Source organism: Ottowia sp., from assembly GCF_047601385.1.
Classification (GTDB): domain Bacteria; phylum Pseudomonadota; class Gammaproteobacteria; order Burkholderiales; family Burkholderiaceae_C; genus Ottowia.
On sequence record NZ_JASGJP010000001.1, the window covers coordinates 3,605,363 to 3,621,312 of the forward strand.

The following is a 15,950-nucleotide window of genomic DNA, read 5'->3' on the forward strand; positions in this document are numbered from 1 at the left end:
ATAGTAGTAATCAGCGCTCGTCTTCCGCCGACTTGGCGCGCAGGCCCAGCGGCGCGGGGATGCCGGGCGCGCCGTGCGCGCGCATGCGGAACAGCGCCGCGCGCGTCAGCAGCACGGTGGTGACCGGCACGGTGACGGTCATGAAGACCGCCACCAGCCAGTAGTAGATGTGCAGGCCGCCGTCCTGCAGCGAGAAGTACAGCACGGCGGCGTTGGTCACGCACCAGACGCCCAGCGTGGCGGTGAGCGCGGGCACGTGCATGCGCGAGAAGAAATCGGACAGCCGCACCAGGCCGACGGCCGAAGCCAGCGCGACGACAGCACTGATCAGCAGCAGCACGGCGATGGTGATCTCGGCCCACGGAGGCATGTCGGCGCCCGTCATTCGATCACCTCGCCGCGCAGCAGGAATTTGGCGAGCGCCGTGGAGCTGACGAAGCCGAGCAGCGCCACCAGCAGCGCGGGCTCGAAGTAGGTGCTGCTGGCGTAGCGGATGCCCACCACCAGCATCAGCATCATGGCCACGATGTTGAGGAAGTCCACCGCCAGTACCCGGTCCTGCGCCGAGGGGCCGCGCAGCGCGCGCCACAGCGCCAGCAGCATGGCGATGCCGTAGCAGACCATGGTGACGTGGATGGTCACGGTCAGGAAGTTACTCATTCGAAAATCTCCATCAGGGGCTTCTCGTAGCGCTCCTTGTAGTCGGCGATGAAGCGCGCCTCGTCCGGCGCGTTCCAGGCGTGGAGGATCACCACCGAGCGGTCGGGCGCCATCTCGCACCACAGCGAGCCGGGGATGAAGGTGGTGATGGTGCACAGCCAGGCCAGGCCGGTGGGGTCGCGCAGGTCCAGCGGCACGTGCACGAAGCGGCGCGCCGGCGGGCGGCGCAGCCCGCGCACCAGGGTGGAGAAGACGTCGAAGTTGGACAGCAGCGCGTCCCAGGCCACCACCCACACCAGCTTGAACACCCGCAGCGGCCGGCGCACGCGCGGCCGCTCGGGCCGCAGCGAGGCGAACACGGCCGGCACCAGCAGGCCGGCCAGCACCGCCAGCAGCACGTTGCCCGGGCTGGCGGAGCGCGCCAGCACCAGCCACAGCGCCGCCAGGGCGACCGACAGCAGGGGGGCGGGCAGCCGCCAGCGCTTCATCGCCGCAGCCCTCCCTGGCCGCTGGCGTTGGGCGAGGGCCGCGGCTGGGTGGACACCACGTGGCCGATGTAGCCGGCCGGCTCGTGCAGCCCGCGCGCCGTGACCTGGGTGTAGCGCAGCACCGCGTCGGCCCGCCACACCAGCACGCCGACCAGCAGCAGCAGCAGGGCGATGGGCGCCGTCTCGATCACCCGCAGCCGCGGCACCGGGCGCCCGCGCGGCGCCCAGAAGGTGCGCACGCCGGCGCGCGACAGCGCGATGGTGGTGAACAGCCCGGCGCCGATCAGCAGCGCCATCAGCGCCCAGATGGAGGTGGCCACCTGCACCGCCTGGCCGCCCACCTCGGCCGCGCCCAGCAGCCCGGTGAGCATGACCACCTTGCCGACGAAGCCCGACAGCGGCGGCAGCCCCGCCAGCGTGATGGCGCAGGCCATGAAGGCCAGGCCCAGGAAAGCCATCGCGGCCGGGATGGCCTGGCCGATCAGCGGCGTCTGCTCGTCGTCCAGGTTCACGTCGGGCGGCGGCAGCAGGTCCACCGGGTAGGCGAAGCCTTCATCCGGCTCGACCTCGCTGACGTAGAACGGCGTCTCGTCGGCCTCGCGCGAGCGGTCGATCAGCTCGACGATGAGGAACAGCGCGCTCACCGCCAGCGTCGAGCCCAGCGCGTAGTACAGCGCGCCGGCAGTGATGTCCGGCCGCCCGAAGCCGATCGCCGCCAGCACGGTGCCGGACGACATCACCGTGCACGCCGCCACCATGCGCCCCAGGTTGTGCGTGGCCGCCACGCCGATGGCGCCAGCCGCCAGCGTCGCCAGGCCCGTCCACACCAGCGCGCTGCCGCCGAACTGGGCCGACACGCCGGCGTCGGGGGCGAACAGCAGCGTCCACATCCGCAGCACGGCGTACACGCCCAGCTTGGTCATGATGGCGAACAGCCCCGCCACCGGCGCCACCGCCGCGCTGTAGGCCGGCGCCAGCCAGAAGTTGAGCGGCCAGGCCCCGGCCTTGACCAGGAAGGCGATGGCGAGGATGGCCGCGCCGGCGTGCAGCAGGCCGCGGTCCTCGGGCGCGATGCTGGGCACCATGATGGCCATGTCGGCCATGTTGAGCGTGCCGGTGACGCCGTAGAGGATGGCCACGCCGATCAGGAACAGCGTGGAGGCCAGCAGGTTCACCGCGATGTAGTGCAGCCCCGCCTTGACCCGCGCCCACCCGCCGCCGTGCAGCAGCAGGCCGTAGGAGGCGGTCAGCATGATCTCGAAGAACACGAACAGGTTGAACAGGTCGCCGGTGAGGAAGGCGCCGTTCAGGCCCATCAGCTGCATCTGGAACAGCGGGTGGAAGTGCACGCCGGCGCGGTCCCAGCGCGCGCTGGCGTAGCTGACGCTCGCCAGGCCCAGCACGCCGGCCAGCAGCAGCATCATGGCCGACAGGTGGTCGGCCACCAGCACGATGCCGTAGGGCACCGGCCAGTTGCCGGGCAGGTACACGCTGACCGCCTGCGTGCCCGACTTGGCGACCCACGCCAGCAGCGCCACCGCCACCGCCAGGTTGAGCGCGCACGCCAGCACGTTCAGCGTGCGCTTGAGCGGGCGCCGCGCGTCGCCCAGCAGCAGCATCAGGGCGGCGGTCGCCATCGGCAGCAGGATGGGCGCGATGACCAGGTGCGGCATCAGCGATTCGATCCAGGTCTTCACAGATCGGACTCCTCGCCATCGACATGGTCAGTGCCCGAGAGGCCGCGCGAGGCCAGCATCACCACCAGGAACAGCGCCGTGGTGGCGAAGCCGATGACGATGGCCGTCAGCACCAGCGCCTGCGGCAGCGGGTCGGTGTAGTTCTCCAGGTTGGGCACCAGGCCGGGCTTGACGATGGGCTCCTTGTCGAGCAGCAGGCTGCCCATCGAGAAGATGAACAAGTTGACGGCGTAGGACAGCAGCGCCAGCCCCATGATGACCTGCGAGGTGCGCGGACGCAGGATCAGCCAGACGCCGCTGCCGCCCAGCACGCCGATGACGATGGCCAGGATGATTTCCATCAGCCGGCCTCCGCCGCTGCCGTGGTGCCCGCATCCGGCGTGGGCCGGCGGCCGCGCACGGCCTGGTGGGCCAGCGCGGTCAGCACCAGCAGGGTCGAGCCCACCACCACGGCGAACACGCCCAGGTCGAAGAACAGCGCGCTGGCCACGTGCACCTCGCCCAGCAGCGGCAGGTGCAGGTGCGCCGTGTGAGTGGTCAGGAAGGGGTAGCCCAGCAGCACCGCTCCCAGGCCGGTGGCGATGGCCAGCAGCAGCCCGGTGCCGATCCAGCGCACCACGGGCAGGCGCAGGTGCGCCTCCACCCAGCGGGTGCCGGCCATCATGTACTGCATGATGAAGCCGATCGCCACCACCAGCCCGGCCACGAAGCCGCCGCCCGGCTCGTTGTGGCCGCGCATGAACAGGTACAGCGCGACCACGCCCGCCACCGGCATCAGCAGCCGCACGATCACCGCCGGCACCAGCAGGTAAGCGGGCGCGGAATCGACGGCGGTGCGCGGGTTGTCGAGGTCGGTCACCAGGTCGGCCGGCACCTGGCGCTGCTGCGGCGGCAGCTGGTCCACCTCCTCGGGCGGGCGGAAGCGCCGCAGCAGCGCGTAGACCGTGAGGCCGACGATGGCCAGCACGCAGATCTCGCCCATGGTGTCGAAGCCGCGGAAGTCCACCAGCATCACGTTGACCACGTTGGCGCCGCCGCCCTCGGGCAGCGCGCGGTCGATGAAGAAGGGCGAGATGCTCTGCGGCGCCGGCCGCGTCATCATGGCGTAGGCCAGCACGGCCATGCCGGTGCCCGCCACCACCGCCACCACCCCGTCGCGTGCGCGCCGCAGGCGGGTGCGCAGCGGCAGCGTGGCCTCGTCCTCGGGGTTGCGCTTGGGCAGCCAGCGCAGGCCCAGCAGCAGCAGGATGGTGGTCACCACTTCCACCGTGAGCTGCGTCAGCGCCAGGTCGGGCGCCGAGAACCACAGGAAGGTCATGGCCACCACCAGGCCCACCACGCCCAGCAGCACGATGGCCGCCAGGCGGTGGAACTTGGCCAGCAGCGCCACCGCCACCGCGCACACCAGGCCCGACACCCACATCAGCGCGAACGCCGGGTCGCCCAGCACGCGCGCGCGGCTGCCCCAGGTGATGCCCCCCTGCCACATGGCGGCCGAGGCCACGCCGATGGCGGCCACCACCATGACGAACATCTGCGCCTGCAGGCGCGCGCTCATGATCCAGCCGCGCACGCGCCGCGCCAGCCGCTCCTGCCCCAGCAGGATGTCGTGGAACACCCGCTGGCCGTCGATGCCGCCGATCAGCGGCGCCTGGCGCAGCCGGCGCGTGCGCTGGCGCGGCGCCAGCCAGGCGTAGAGCAGCATGCCGCCGGCCAGCGCGACGAGGCTCATCATCAGCGGCTTGTTGAAGCCGTGCCACAGCGCCAGGCTGTAGGCCGGCAGCTCGCCGCCGACCACCGGGCGCGCGGCCAGCGCCAGCGCCGGGCCGATGGACCACTGCGGCACGATGCCCACCACCAGGCACAGCACCACCAGGATCTCGATCGGCACGCGCATCCAGCGCACCGGCTCGTGCGGCGCGCGCGGCAGGTCGGTGGCCGGCGGGCCCATGAACACGCCCCACGAGAAGCGCAGCGAATACACCACGCCGAAGACGCCCGCCACCGTCGCCAGCACCGGCAGGCCCCAGTCCAGCCACGGCCGGGGCGCGGCCAGGTCGAGGGTCTCGGCGAAGAACATCTCCTTGGACAGGAAGCCGTTGGCCAGCGGCACGCCCGCCATCGCCGCGCTGGCCACGAAGGCCAGCGTGCCGGTGATCGGCATCGCCTTCATCAGGCCGGTCAGGCGCCGCGTGTCGCGCGTGCCGGTCTCGTGGTCGATGATGCCGGCCGCCATGAACAGCGACGCCTTGAAGGTGGCGTGGTTCATGATGTGGAACACCGCCGCCACCGCCGCCAGCTCGCGGTTCAGGCCCAGCAGCAGGGTGATCAGGCCCAGGTGGCTGATGGTGGAGTAGGCCAGCAGCCCTTTCAGGTCGGTCTGGAACATCGCCAGGTAGGCGCCCAGCACCAGGGTGACGGCGCCGGCGCCGCCCACCAGCCAGAACCATTCGTCGGTGCCCGACAGCGTGGGCCACAGCCGCGCCAGCAGGAACACGCCGGCCTTGACCATCGTCGCCGAGTGCAGGTAGCTGGACACCGGCGTCGGCGCCGCCATGGCGCGCGGCAGCCAGACGTGGAAGGGGAACTGCGCGCTCTTGGTGAGCGCGCCGAGCAGCACCAGCACCAGCATCGGCGTGTACAGCCGGTGGGCGCGCACGCGCTCGCCGGCGGCCAGCACGGCGTCCAGGTCGTAGCTGCCCACCACGTGGCCCAGGATCAGCATGCCCGCCAGCATCGCCAGCCCGCCGGCGCCGGTGATGGTCAGCGCCATGCGGGCGCCGCGGCGCGCGTCCTTGCGGTGGTGCCAGTAGCCGATCAGCAGGAAGCTGAACAGGCTGGTCAGCTCCCAGAAGAACACCAGCTGGATCAGGTTGCCCGACAGCACCACGCCCAGCATGGCCCCCATGAAGGCCAGGAAGAACGAGAAGAAGCGCGGCACCGGGTCGTCCTTGGACATGTAGTAGCGCGCGTACACCGCCACCAGCAGGCCGATGCCCAGCACCAGCAGGGCGAACATCCAGGCCAGTCCGTCCACCCGCAGCACCAGATTGAAGCCGGCCGAGGGGATCCAGGCTACCTCCTGCCGCAGCACCTCGCCGCCTTGCAGGGCCGGATACAGCAGCGCCAGCTTCACCACCCCGCCCAACGCCACCAGCGCGGACAGGCTGGCGGCGGCGTTGCGCGCGTGGGTCGGCAGCAACGCGGCCACCAGGCTGCCGGCGAAGGGCAGCAGCAGGAGCAGCATCAAGGTCATTGGGTTAGTCTATCGGACGTTTCCCAGGTGAACCTAGAAACGGCAGCCGACCGCTTGTCACCTTCAGGAGAGCCGCATGGATATTGAGTTTCGCCGCTGCGATGACACTCGTTTGCTGGGTGACTCCGCTACGCGCCCGCCAGCACCGCGCTCGCCGCGCCACGCGGCGTTGCTCGTCCTTGCAGGCGCGAGCCTGCTGCGCCCTCGCGCCTTGCCTGGCACGCCGATCACGGCACCGAGGGGCGCGTTCAACTGCCGCTTCTAGGTTCGACGATGCGAATCCTGCTGGCCGAGGACGATGCCATGATCGGCGAGGTGGTGCTCGACGCCCTGCGCGCCGAAGGCTGGGCCGTGGACTGGGTGAAGGACGGCGCCATGGCCGCCACCGCGCTGGCCACCGGCGCCTACGACCTGCTGCTGCTCGACCTCGGCCTGCCGCGCCAGGACGGCCTGACCGTGCTGCGCGCCCTGCGCGCCGACGCCGGCAACGCCAACCGCCGCGTGCCGGTGCTGGTGGCCACCGCGCGCGACGCCGTGGCCGAGCGCGTGGCCGGGCTCGACGCCGGCGCCGACGACTACATCGTCAAGCCCTACGACCTGGACGAGCTGCTGGCCCGCGTCCGCGCCCTGCGGCGCCGCGCCGACGGCCGCGCCGAGCCCGAGTACGCCTGGGGCGCCGTGCGCGTGCGGCCGGCCACGCGCGAGGTCACGCTGGCCGGCCGGCCGGTGACGCTGTCGGCGCGCGAATGGGCCGTGCTGGAGCCGCTGATCGCCCGGCCCGGCCGGGTGCTCTCGCGCCAGCAGTTGGAGGAAAAGCTCTACTCCTGGCGCGACGACGTCAGCAGCAACGCCGTCGAGGTGTACATCCACGGCGTGCGCAGGAAGCTCGGCGCCGGGCTGATCGAGAACCAGCGCGGCCTGGGCTACCGCGTGCCGAAATGACCCACCCCCGTTGCTTCACTCGCTTCGCGATGTTGCGGCATCCCCCCTCAAGGGGGCGCGCCCGCTGGCCGGGGGAACCCCGGCCAGGAGCGCACTGGCATGGCCTGCTCCGCGGCCATCGGGCTCTTTGGGCTTCACTGCCGCAGATGGCGTGCGACCCCGAATGCTACTGATATGAGAGCTGCCAGCGCGCGTCCAGCAAGCGCTGGAGGCCAAAAAACCTCTGAACATCCAGCGTCCTCGCTGCGCGGCCGCCTGACGCGCGCGCTGCTGGCCGCCGTGCTGCTGATCGCCTGCGTGCAGGCCGCCGTCACCTACCGCACCGCGCGCGCCGAGGCCGAGGCGCTGTTCGACGCCCAGATGCAGCGCATCGCGCTCTCGCTCACCGGCAGCCTCGGGGCCGGTGCCGAGGGCGGCCCGCTGGCCGACGGCGCCGCCGCGCAGGACATGATCATCCAGGTCTGGCGCGCCGACGGCCTGATGCTCTACCGCAGCCCCACCGACCGCCTGCTGCCTCCGCAGGCCGTGCTGGGCTTCACCGACCTGCGCGTCGAGGGCGATCCCTACCGCGTGTACGCGCTGCGCACCGCCACCCAGGTGGTGCAGGTGGCGCAGCAGACCGAGGCGCGGCGCCAGATGGCCGGCCAGCTCGCCCTGCGCGCCGTGCTGCCGGTGGCGCTGCTGGCGCCGCTGCTGATGCTCATCGTCTGGTGGGTCATCGGCCGCGCGCTGGCGCCGGTCGAGCGCGTGCGCGCCCAGGTGGCCGCGCGCCGCGCCGACGACCTGGCGCCGCTGCCCACCGCCGGCTTGCCGGCCGAGCTGCGGCCGCTGGTGGACGAGATGAACGGCCTGCTCACGCGCCTGGCCGCCGCCTGGGGGGCGCTGACCCACTTCACCGCCGACGCCGCGCACGAACTGCGCTCGCCCCTGGCCGCTCTGCGCCTGCAGGCGCAGAGCCTGGAGCGCGCGCCGGACGACGAGACGCGCCGCATCGCCGCCGGGCGCCTGCTGGCCGGCATCGACCGCGCCACGCGGCTGGTGGAGCAGCTGCTGGCGCTGGCCCGCCAGGAGGGTGTGGCGCGCGAGGCCGCGTTCGCCCCGGTGGACCTGGCGGCACTGGCCCGCGCCGCCGCGGCCGATGCGCGCCCCGAGGCCGAGCGCCGCCGCATCGATTTGGTGCTTCATACCCCCGCATCCGCCGTCGCGCCCGGCCAGGCCGAGGCGCTGGCCATGCTGCTGCGCAACCTGATCGAGAACGCGCTGCGCCACGCGCCGCCAGATGGCCAGGTGCGCGTGAGTGCGCACGTGGCGGGCGAGGGCGCCGAGCTGCTGGTCGAAGACAGCGGCCCCGGCATCGCGCCAGAGGACCGCCCGCGCGTGCTCGACCGCTTCTATCGCGCCCCCGGCGCGCCGGGGCACGGCAGCGGCCTGGGGCTGGCCATCGTGCGCGCCGTCGCCGAACGCCACGGCGCCACCTTGGCGCTGGACGAATCGCCCGCGCTGGGCGGTTTGCGCGTGCGCGTGAGCCTGCGGGGCTGATACCCCCAGCCGCCCTGCCGGCGGGCACGGAGCTTGCAACGCCCGTGAGCGGCTCTGGCCGGTTCGGCATGCGCACGGCGCTCTTCGGCGGCTGCTCGCCGAGCCGCCGCCGCCGCGCCCACGATGGCCCGCGTGCCCGCACGCGAGGCCGGTTCCCATCCCTCCCGAGAGAGGTTTTCCCTATGCAACAAGACGACAACGTGAATCTGCCCAGCCGGCGCGCCCTGCTGGCGATGATCGGGCAGGTGGCCGGCGGCGCCACCATGTACCAAGCCATGAGTTCGATGGGCCACGCGGCCGAGTCGGACTATCACGGTCCCGTCAAGCTCTCCAATGCCAAGCCGGGCAGCACCGTGCTGGTGCTGGGTGCCGGCCTGGCCGGCATGACGGCCGCCTACGAGTTGCGCGCGGCCGGCTACAAGGTGCGCATCCTGGAGTTCAACCGCCGTGCCGGCGGGCGCAACTGGACGCTGCGCGGCGGCGACCGCTACACCGAACTGGGCGGCGCCACGCAGACGGTGAGCTTCGCCAAGGGCAACTACATCAACCCCGGTCCCTGGCGCATTCCCTACCACCACCACGCGGTGCTGGACTACTGCAGGCGGCTGGGCGTGGCGCTGGAGCCTTTCATCCAGGTCAACTACAACGCCTATCTGCACAATACCCAGGCCTTCGGCGGCAAGCCGCAGCGCTTCCGCCACGTGCAGACCGACCTGCAGGGCCACGTGGCCGAGCTGCTGGCCAAGGCCACCAACCAGGGCGGGCTGGACCAGGCCGTCACCAAGGAAGACCGCGAGCGCCTGCTGGAGGGACTGAAGGCCTGGGGCACGCTGGACAAGGAGTACCGCTACGTCGCCAGCAGCGCCACCAGCGACAAGCGGGGCTACGAGATCGACCCCGGCGGCGGCCTGATGCCGCTGGCCAAGCCCTCGCAGCCCCTCGGGCTGAACGACATCCTGAGCTCCGGCATGTGGGCGCAGGTGAACGCGGGCAACCTGTACGAATTCCAAAGCGCCATCTTCGAGCCGGTGGGCGGCATGGACCAGATCGGCAAGGCCTTCGAGCGCGAGCTCAAGCCGCTGATCCAGTACGGTGCCAAAGTCACCAAGATCGAGCAGTCGGCCAGCAAGGTCACCGTCACCTGGGTGGACGCCGACAAGGGCGGCGCGGCGCGCCAGGCCAGCGCCGACTGGTGCGTGTGCACCATACCGCTGTCCATCCTGAGCCAGATCGACGTGCAGGTGGGCGAGCCCATGCGCGACGCCATCGCCGCCGTGCCCTACGGCGCCTCGGTGAAGGTGGGGCTGGAATTCAAGCGCCGCTTCTGGGAGCAGGACGAGCTGATCTACGGCGGCGTGACGCAGACCAACCTGCCCATCCGCAACATCTCCTACCCTTCCACAGGCTTCTTCTCCAAGGGGCCGGGCGTGCTGCTGGGCTGCTATGCCTTCGACAACGTGCACGCCTTCCGCCTCACCGCCATGTCGCCCGAGGAGCGCGTGCAGGCGGCGCTGGAGATGGGCGCGCAGATCCACCCGCAGTACAAGCAGGAGTTCAAGACCGGCGTGTCCGTGGCCTGGAACCGCGTGCCTTTCATCAACGGCTGCTACGGCCGCTGGACCGACGCGCTGCGCGAGCAGCACTACAAGAACCTGTGCGCCATCGACGGCCGCATCGTGCTGGCCGGCGAGCACGCCTCCTACATCCCGGCGTGGATGGAGGGCGCCATCCTGTCCGCGCTCGACGCCATCCAGCGCCTGCACGCCAAGGCGCAGGCGGCCTGACGCCGGCGCGTGCCGCAACGGTCCTCCATCTCTTTTTTCGCACGGAGCACTTCATGTCGAAATTCCTCTTCGCCGGCGCCCTGGCGACCGCCCTGCTGGCCGGCGCGCCATTCGCGCAGGCCCAGTCCGGCCCGCAGGCCGCCGCCTTTTCCGCCAGCAACGCGCGCTTCACCCAGCAAGGCGGCGAAACGCTCTACCGCAGCATCTGCCAGGGCTGCCACATGCCCGGCGGCGAAGGCGCCTACAGCGGCGCCGGGTTCTTCCCCGACCTGCGCAAGAACACCAGGCTGGCCGCCGCTCCCTACGGGGCGCTGGTGGTGCTCAACGGCCTGCACGGGATGCCGCCTTTCGGCGCCTGGCTGGACGACCAGCAGGTGGCCGACGTGGTGAACTACATCCGCACCGCCTTCGGCAATCAGTACAGTGACGCGCTCTCCCCGCAGGCCGTGGCCGGCCTGCGTACACCCACCAAGTAAATATCGAAAGGAACCGAACCGATGACCCCGACTTCCACGCTGCCCACCCGTCTCGCCTTTGCCGCCGCCGCGCTGGCGGCGCTGGCCGGCTGCGCCACCACCGGCGGCCCGGCCGAGGTGGTGCGCCACAAGATCCCCAGCTCCAGCTTCCCCATCGCCGCCGCCATCGAGGTGCCCGCCAGCGCCACGCGCGTGCTGCTGTCGGGCAAGACGCCGCCCACGGTGGACAAGACCAAGGCCCCCACCGACCCGGCCGCCTACGGCGGCGACACCAAGGGCCAGACCATCGGCGTGCTCAAGGCCATCCAGGAGCAGCTGGCGGGCCTGGGCCTGTCGATGAAGGACGTGGTGAAGATGCAGGTGTACCTGGTGGGCGATCCGGCCAAGGGCGGCAAGATGGACTTCGCCGGCTTCATGGAGGGCTACACCCAGTTCTTCGGCGACGCCGCCAAACAGCCCGGCCTGCCGACCCGATCGACGTTCCAGGTGGCCGCGCTGGCCAACCCAGCCTATCTGGTGGAGATCGAGGTGGAGGCGGTGCGCCCGGCCAAGTGAGGCCGAGGCCGCGCCTCCGGCGCTGGACGAATCGCCCGCGCCGGGCGTTCCTGGGGTGCGGTCTGGGTTGCGGCCGAATGCCGCGGCCCATGCGTTCAATGCGCGCGGGTCGCCTTCGGCGGCGACTGCAGCGCCGACTGGTGGCTGCGCACCACGGCCTCGACCAGGTCGATCTCCAGCGTGAGCTGGCGCAAGGTCTCGTCGTTGATGCGGTGGCAGCGGCGCAGGCGGTGCAGTTCGTCGCGCTCGGCCTGCAGCGCGTCCAGCCGCAGGGCGGCTTCCATGTCCAGTTCGCGCGCGGCCTCGCGGCGGGTGGGTACGTCCCTGGCCCCGGCCAGCTGCAGGCGGTGCTGGTAGCCGTGATCGACCCGCTCCAGCACGGCGCCGAACACCCGCGTCCGCGCATCGACGGGCCCGATGCCGGCCAGGGCGCGCCGCGCCGCCTGGGCCGCGCGCCGGCGCGCCCACGAGGCCTCGCGGGCGTGGCGGTCGCACGCGAGCGGGGCGAGGCGCCGCGCCAGCCACGGCACCGCCAGGCTGGTCAGCAGCATCGTCATCACGATCACGGCGGCCGACAGGAAGATCAGCAGCTCGCGCGCCGGAAACGGCGTGCCTTCGGACAGCGTCAGCGGCACGGCCAGCACCACCGCCAGCGTGAAGCCGCCGCGCGTGCCGCCCAGGGCGACGATGGCCGCGGCCAGCCACGGCCGCGCTGCGCCGGATGGGCGCGGCGCGCGGCGCCGGCCCCGCGCGAGCCAGCCGCAGGCCAGCAGGGTGGCGAAGCGCAGCAGCACGAGCGCGAGCGTGATGGCCGCCGCCGTGCCCAGCAGGATCAGCAGCGCCCGCGGCGACCCTTCGTGCGCCCCGTGCAGCGGCTGCGGCAGCCCGCGCAGCAAGGCCGGGAGCTGCAAGCCGACCAGCGTGAAGACCAGCCCGTGGAGCGCGAACAGCAGGGTGGCCCAGGCGCCCTGTGCCTGTAGCCTGAAGGCCCGGAAGCGGCCGGAGCGCACCTGCAGCGCGTTGGCCGCCATGCCCCCCGCCACCACCGCCAGCACGCCCGACAGGCCGAAGTGCTCGGCCACCAGGTAGGGCGCGAACGGGGCCAGCAGCATCAGCAGCACGGCGGGCGAGCCGTCGGCGCCGCCTTCGGGCCACAGGCGGTCGTGCGCCAGCTTCAGGCACAGGCTGCAGGCGACACCCACCGCCACGCCGCCCGCCGCCGTCCAGACGAAGGCGCCCAGCGCCTGCGGCAGCGAGAACGCGCGGGTGACCACCGCCGCGACGGCGAACTTGACCGCGATCAGCGCCGCCGCGTCGTTCATCAGCGACTCGCCCTCCAGGATGTGGCGCAGCTTGGACGGCACCGGATGGCGCTGCAGCAGGGCCGAGACCGCGACCGGGTCGGTCGGCGACAGCACCGCCGCCAGCAGGAAGCAGACCGTTCGCGGCAGGCTGCCGATCAGCAGGTGGATCAGGTTGCCGATGACCCAGACATTGAAGAACACGAACACGGTGGACAGCAGCAGGATGGGCCACCTGTAGGTGCCGAATTCGCGCTGCGGCATCTGCCAGCCGTCGGCGAACAGCATCGGCGGGATGAAGAGCAGCATGAACACCTCCGGGTGGAACCGCACCTGCAGCCCGCCGGCCGGCCAGCCCGCCGCGGCTCCCAGCGCGATCTGCAGCAGCGCCAGCGGAATGCGCGGCAGCGCCTGGGCGAGCCACCCCGAGAGCCCCACCAGCGCCATCACGGCCAGCAGGGAAAGAACGGTCTGTTGCATGAGGAGAGCGCGGCGGGCGAGGGGTGCCGGGAGCGCCGGCGCCGCGCGGTGCGGTTGAGATGCGTTCGCACTGTGTGCCGCGAGCGTGGGGACAGCGGGAACGGCCGGTAAAGCCCGCCCGGGATTTGTCACCGGATGCAACCCGCGGGCTGCGGCTGCGCTTCAGCGCCGTGACTGGCCAGTGGCGCGGTCGAGATACTGGAAGCCTTGGCGCGGCGAATAGCCCGTGATGGCACGGCACTGCCGCGAAAAGTGCGCCAGGTCGGCGAAGCCCGCGTCCATCGCCGCCTGCGCCGCACTGCGCCCCTGCACGATGCCGTGCACGGCGGCGACCATGCCCATCCAGTTCTTGTAGGCGCGGAACGTCATCCCGGTTTCGAGCTTGAAGCGCTTGAGCAGCGCCGTGCGCTCCATCCGCGCCAGCGCCGCCGCCTCGTGCTGGTCCACGCGCTGCATCGGGTCGGCGCGCATGCGCGCGATCACCGCCTCGATCGGCGAGGACAGGCGCACCGGCGGCAGCCGCAGCCGTTCGGCCAGCGCCCGCCCGTCGTCGGCTGCCGTGGCGCGGTAGTAGTCGGCGAAGGCGTGCAGCGCCCGCGTGTCCAGCGGCTGCACGGGCGGGCCGTGGCGCGCCGGGTGGGCCAGGTAGTCGCCCAGCGTCAGCAGATGGAACAGGCCGCCCTCGCCGTCGATGGTGTGCGGCACGCCGGGCGCCACCAGGATGGCCTGCGCCGTGACGCGGCCCTGCGCCCAGCGCACCGTCACCACGCCGCTCCAGGCCACCAGCACGTGGGGCGCGGCCGTGGTGTGCACGCTGGTCTGGCCGCCGGTCAGGCGAAACAGCCGGAACTGGCCGTCGGTGCAGATCGCCGGCCGCTCCGTGTGTTGCGACCACAGGTGCACCAGCGCCGGCTCCCGTGCGTCACGTTCGTTCAAGTCCGCCATGGCGGTGCAGTGTAGGAGTCGGATGGATGGCCGGCGCGCTCGATTCTTCAAGTCAGATGCCGCGGGTTGCCGCACGATGCGGCCCTTTTTGACGGAGGAAGTGCATCCATGCCACACCACAAGACCGCTTTTTCCGCGAACCCGCGCCACCGCGCGCTGGCCGCGCTGTTCCTTGCCGCGGCGCTGGCCGCCTGCGGCGGCGACGGCGGAGACGATCCGGCGCCGACGCCCGCGCCTGCGCCGACACCATCTCCTTCACCCGCGCCGTCGCCATCTCCATCGCCGTCGCCTTCACCCGCGCCCGCGCCCGCGCCCGCACCGGCCCCGCTCGCCAGCGGCGTCGATGCGCTGGTAGGCGACTGGGTCAGCCGCAAGGTCTGCGTCGACCTCGGCGGCGGCCGCTCGGGCCATGCCATGGTGCGGGCGGTCAAGCGCGACGAGCAGACGGTGGACTACCAGTCCGGCACCCTGATGTACGCCGCCGCCAACTGCCAGGGTTCGGGCAGTCCGCTGGTCAGCAGCTTCGGCACCGTGAACTTCCCGCGCGTGGAGGCCGACGCCAGCGTGGCCGCGCACTGGGGCAAGTTCACTGCGATCACCGGCACCACCTCGGCCATGGTGTGGGCCAAGCTGAGCGACACCAAGTTGTGCCTGCTGGGCGACAGCACGCCCTCCGTCCTGCCCACGCTGGCCCAGGTGCGGCAGGGCGCCACCGTGTCGGACCAGCAGAACGCGTGCTACGCCAAGCTCTGAGTTCCGCCTGGGTTTTTCATGTCGAATCGGCCTCCAGCGATTGTGCAGCAAGCGCTGGCAGCTATCGAAAGATGAGTGACCTGCGTCTCGGCCCGGCGCGGGCCGCGCTGCTGCGCGCGCAGGCCCAGGGGCGGTCGCTGCGCTAGGATGCCTGTTCCGAACAAACAGGGGAACGTCCATGTCCGCAGGTCCATCTTCGCGCCAGCCACGTGCCTGGCCGCATCTCGTGTGCGCGCTGGCGCTCGGCGCCGGCACGCTGGCGGCCGGCGCGGCGCTGGCGCAGGACGCCAAGGGCTGCAAGGACCCGGCGATGTTTCCCCAGCGCATCCCCAACTTCAGCATCGCCAGCTGCCGCGTGGCGGCCGACACCGACACCTTTCGCTGGCCCGGCGGCCAGCAGCAGGCCATGGGCCAGCGCACCGAGGTGGTCTACAAGGTGCCCAAGCCGGCCGACGGCGCGGCGCCCAAGTACATCGTCGGCAACTACGCCAACGCCTTCAAGGGCATCGGCGGCGAGCTGCTGCAGGACCCGGCCAAGGGCTCGCTGGGCGACCGGCTGACCGGCCGCGTGAGCGTCGACGGCCGCACGGTGTGGGTGCACGTGACCAGCGACTCCAGCGTGGCGGGCGGCAACTGGTCCAGCTACAAGGTGGTGGTGCTGCAGGAAGACGCCGCCGCCCAGGTGGTGACGGCGCGCAAGATGCTGGACGAGCTGAACAGCGCCGGCTTCATCGCCCTCTACATCAACTTCGATACCGGCAAGTGGGACATCCGCCCCGAGAGCCGGGGAGTGGTGCACGAGATCGCGGCCCTGATGCAGCAGCAGCCGGCGCTGAAGGTCTCCATCGAGGGGCATACCGACAACGTCGGCACGTCCGCCGCCAACAAGACCCTGTCCGAGAACCGCGCCCGCGCCGTGATGCAGGCCGTGGCGGCCCAGGGCATCGCGGCCGAGCGGCTGCGCAGCGCCGGCCACGGGCAGGAGCGCCCGATCGCCGACAACCGCGGCGAAGAGGGCCGCGCCAAGAACCGCCGCGTGGAGCTGGTCAAGCTGCCGTAGCGTGAACAGGCCCT

At 71.8% G+C, this 15,950-nt stretch carries 15 protein-coding genes; 7 read left to right on the forward strand and 8 right to left on the reverse strand.

Annotated elements, in window-relative coordinates; genetic code table 11:
• Nucleotides 1-10 precede the first annotated feature (10 nt).
• The 6 genes from QM772_RS17510 to QM772_RS17535 are packed head-to-tail and all read right to left on the reverse strand — an operon-like array spanning nucleotide 11 to nucleotide 6,101.
• Nucleotides 11-385: a monovalent cation/H(+) antiporter subunit G gene (locus QM772_RS17510; protein WP_415138739.1), complete on the reverse strand. Its 375-nt coding sequence runs from the start codon at nucleotides 383-385 to the stop codon at nucleotides 11-13.
• On the reverse strand, nucleotides 382-660 hold the full coding sequence (locus QM772_RS17515; protein WP_415138741.1) for a K+/H+ antiporter subunit F: 279 nt from the start codon (nucleotides 658-660) through the stop codon (nucleotides 382-384). The genes QM772_RS17510 and QM772_RS17515 overlap by 4 nt, the downstream gene beginning before the upstream one ends.
• Nucleotides 657-1,148, reverse strand: a complete 492-nt coding sequence (locus tag QM772_RS17520; RefSeq protein ID WP_415138743.1) for a Na+/H+ antiporter subunit E — start codon at nucleotides 1,146-1,148, stop codon at nucleotides 657-659. The genes QM772_RS17515 and QM772_RS17520 overlap by 4 nt, the downstream gene beginning before the upstream one ends.
• Nucleotides 1,145-2,845 (reverse strand): monovalent cation/H+ antiporter subunit D, encoded by a 1,701-nt coding sequence (locus tag QM772_RS17525; protein WP_415138745.1) that lies wholly within the window; start codon nucleotides 2,843-2,845, stop codon nucleotides 1,145-1,147. Before QM772_RS17525 ends, QM772_RS17520 begins: the two co-directional genes overlap by 4 nt.
• On the reverse strand, nucleotides 2,842-3,186 hold the full coding sequence (locus QM772_RS17530; RefSeq protein ID WP_415138747.1) for a Na+/H+ antiporter subunit C: 345 nt from the start codon (nucleotides 3,184-3,186) through the stop codon (nucleotides 2,842-2,844). Before QM772_RS17530 ends, QM772_RS17525 begins: the two co-directional genes overlap by 4 nt.
• On the reverse strand, nucleotides 3,186-6,101 hold the full coding sequence (locus QM772_RS17535) for a monovalent cation/H+ antiporter subunit A (protein ID WP_415138749.1): 2,916 nt from the start codon (nucleotides 6,099-6,101) through the stop codon (nucleotides 3,186-3,188). Before QM772_RS17535 ends, QM772_RS17530 begins: the two co-directional genes overlap by 1 nt.
• 273 nt (nucleotides 6,102-6,374) lie before the next feature.
• Here QM772_RS17535 and QM772_RS17540 point away from each other — a divergent pair, with 273 nt between their 5' ends.
• The 5 genes from QM772_RS17540 to QM772_RS17560 all read left to right on the forward strand — a co-directional run bounded on the left by QM772_RS17540 (nucleotide 6,375) and on the right by QM772_RS17560 (nucleotide 11,397).
• A complete protein-coding gene (locus tag QM772_RS17540; protein WP_415138751.1) occupies nucleotides 6,375-7,043 on the forward strand; it encodes a response regulator in 669 nt (222 codons plus the stop codon).
• Nucleotides 7,044-7,217: 174 nt separating this feature from the next.
• A complete protein-coding gene (locus tag QM772_RS17545) occupies nucleotides 7,218-8,582 on the forward strand; it encodes an ATP-binding protein (protein WP_415138753.1) in 1,365 nt (454 codons plus the stop codon).
• A gap of 182 nt (nucleotides 8,583-8,764) precedes the next feature.
• On the forward strand, nucleotides 8,765-10,366 hold the full coding sequence (locus tag QM772_RS17550; RefSeq protein ID WP_415138755.1) for a flavin monoamine oxidase family protein: 1,602 nt from the start codon (nucleotides 8,765-8,767) through the stop codon (nucleotides 10,364-10,366).
• A 53-nt stretch (nucleotides 10,367-10,419) separates the two neighbouring features.
• Nucleotides 10,420-10,842 (forward strand): c-type cytochrome, encoded by a 423-nt coding sequence (locus QM772_RS17555; protein WP_415138757.1) that lies wholly within the window; start codon nucleotides 10,420-10,422, stop codon nucleotides 10,840-10,842.
• Nucleotides 10,843-10,863: 21 nt separating this feature from the next.
• Nucleotides 10,864-11,397: a RidA family protein gene (locus tag QM772_RS17560; protein WP_415138759.1), complete on the forward strand. Its 534-nt coding sequence runs from the start codon at nucleotides 10,864-10,866 to the stop codon at nucleotides 11,395-11,397.
• 95 nt (nucleotides 11,398-11,492) lie between these two features.
• Here QM772_RS17560 and QM772_RS17565 read toward each other — a convergent pair whose 3' ends face one another.
• Both QM772_RS17565 and QM772_RS17570 read right to left on the reverse strand, forming a co-directional pair.
• Entirely contained in the window at nucleotides 11,493-13,178 is a 1,686-nt protein-coding gene (locus QM772_RS17565; RefSeq protein WP_415138761.1) for a Na+/H+ antiporter, read from the reverse strand.
• 162 nt (nucleotides 13,179-13,340) lie between these two features.
• The gene (locus QM772_RS17570; RefSeq protein WP_415138763.1) at nucleotides 13,341-14,123 is read right to left on the reverse strand and encodes a helix-turn-helix domain-containing protein; all 783 of its coding nucleotides are present in this window, start codon (nucleotides 14,121-14,123) and stop codon (nucleotides 13,341-13,343) included.
• Nucleotides 14,124-14,231: 108 nt separating this feature from the next.
• Between QM772_RS17570 and QM772_RS17575 the strand changes: the two genes are divergently transcribed.
• Both QM772_RS17575 and QM772_RS17580 read left to right on the forward strand, forming a co-directional pair.
• Nucleotides 14,232-14,876 (forward strand): hypothetical protein, encoded by a 645-nt coding sequence (locus QM772_RS17575; RefSeq protein WP_415138765.1) that lies wholly within the window; start codon nucleotides 14,232-14,234, stop codon nucleotides 14,874-14,876.
• A gap of 178 nt (nucleotides 14,877-15,054) precedes the next feature.
• Complete coding sequence (locus tag QM772_RS17580) at nucleotides 15,055-15,936, forward strand: OmpA family protein (RefSeq protein ID WP_415138767.1); 882 nt, start codon at nucleotides 15,055-15,057, stop codon at nucleotides 15,934-15,936.
• Nucleotides 15,937-15,950 lie beyond the last annotated feature (14 nt).

What these genes read in the sequence shown, in the direction of transcription:
- QM772_RS17550 (WP_415138755.1), top strand. Translation starts at nt 8,765, where the DNA reads ATGCAACAAGACGACAACGTGAATCTGCCCAGCCGGCGCGCCCTGCTG.
- QM772_RS17510 (WP_415138739.1), bottom strand. Translation starts at nt 385, where the DNA reads ATGACGGGCGCCGACATGCCTCCGTGGGCCGAGATCACCATCGCCGTG.
- QM772_RS17515 (WP_415138741.1), bottom strand. Translation starts at nt 660, where the DNA reads ATGAGTAACTTCCTGACCGTGACCATCCACGTCACCATGGTCTGCTAC.
- QM772_RS17565 (WP_415138761.1), bottom strand. Translation starts at nt 13,178, where the DNA reads ATGCAACAGACCGTTCTTTCCCTGCTGGCCGTGATGGCGCTGGTGGGG.
- QM772_RS17535 (WP_415138749.1), bottom strand. Translation starts at nt 6,101, where the DNA reads ATGACCTTGATGCTGCTCCTGCTGCTGCCCTTCGCCGGCAGCCTGGTG.
- QM772_RS17540 (WP_415138751.1), top strand. Translation starts at nt 6,375, where the DNA reads ATGCGAATCCTGCTGGCCGAGGACGATGCCATGATCGGCGAGGTGGTG.
- QM772_RS17575 (WP_415138765.1), top strand. Translation starts at nt 14,232, where the DNA reads ATGCCACACCACAAGACCGCTTTTTCCGCGAACCCGCGCCACCGCGCG.
- QM772_RS17580 (WP_415138767.1), top strand. Translation starts at nt 15,055, where the DNA reads ATGTCCGCAGGTCCATCTTCGCGCCAGCCACGTGCCTGGCCGCATCTC.
- QM772_RS17555 (WP_415138757.1), top strand. Translation starts at nt 10,420, where the DNA reads ATGTCGAAATTCCTCTTCGCCGGCGCCCTGGCGACCGCCCTGCTGGCC.
- QM772_RS17545 (WP_415138753.1), top strand. Translation starts at nt 7,218, where the DNA reads ATGAGAGCTGCCAGCGCGCGTCCAGCAAGCGCTGGAGGCCAAAAAACC.
- QM772_RS17520 (WP_415138743.1), bottom strand. Translation starts at nt 1,148, where the DNA reads ATGAAGCGCTGGCGGCTGCCCGCCCCCCTGCTGTCGGTCGCCCTGGCG.
- QM772_RS17530 (WP_415138747.1), bottom strand. Translation starts at nt 3,186, where the DNA reads ATGGAAATCATCCTGGCCATCGTCATCGGCGTGCTGGGCGGCAGCGGC.
- QM772_RS17570 (WP_415138763.1), bottom strand. Translation starts at nt 14,123, where the DNA reads ATGGCGGACTTGAACGAACGTGACGCACGGGAGCCGGCGCTGGTGCAC.
- QM772_RS17560 (WP_415138759.1), top strand. Translation starts at nt 10,864, where the DNA reads ATGACCCCGACTTCCACGCTGCCCACCCGTCTCGCCTTTGCCGCCGCC.